The sequence below is a fragment of the Marinobacterium sedimentorum genome (assembly GCF_024267675.1).
Classification (GTDB): domain Bacteria; phylum Pseudomonadota; class Gammaproteobacteria; order Pseudomonadales; family Balneatricaceae; genus Marinobacterium_A; species Marinobacterium_A sedimentorum.
Genome location: NZ_JALDYX010000091.1, coordinates 1 through 629, shown reverse-complemented (window position 1 = coordinate 629; position 629 = coordinate 1). Strand labels below are relative to the sequence as shown.

Here is a 629-nt window from a genome sequence, read left to right as displayed (position 1 = left end):
CGTGCCGGAGCCACTTCAGCTATCCCGGCGTCATCGACCCAGTCGACATCCGTGAGGTCGGTAATCAGCTCGCCATTATCCTTCCAGGCCTGGCGTTCAGCCTCGCTGGCGCGCGGTGAGAACCAGCCGAGATTGGCATAGGCGATGCCGAGCAGCGGCGAAATCCAGCAGGCAAAAGCCAGCGGAATGTACAGCAGGTTCTCGAGATTGCCGTCCGCGATGCCAAGCCCCAGCGCACTGATGACGAAGGCACCACCGGCGTTCCAGGGCACCAGCGGCGAGACGAGGGTACCGCCTTCCTCGAGTGCACGGGACAGGTTCAGGGTTGAATAGCCCATGCCCCGATAGACGGGGGAATACATACGCCCCGGCAGGGCGATGGACAGGTAGGGGTCGCCGGCAACCAGATTGGTGGCAATGGAGGTACAGGACGCTGCCGTTTGGACACCGGCAAACCCCCGCACCTTGCTAATGATCACGCCGACGATGGCTTCCAGGCAGCGCGTTTTTTCCAGCGCACCGCCAAAGCCCAGGGCGATAAGCACCAGGGAAATGGTCCACATCATGGACTGGATACCGCCACGGTTGAGCAGGCTGTCTATTTCGCTGATACCGGTATCGATCGAATA

The 629-nt window shown here is 61.2% G+C and carries 1 protein-coding gene; it reads right to left on the bottom strand.

Going from position 1 to position 629, the window contains the following annotated elements; genetic code table 11:
* The coding region (locus MRS74_RS23575) for a Na+/H+ antiporter NhaC family protein (protein ID WP_306422030.1) at positions 1-629 on the bottom strand (629 nt) is incomplete at both ends.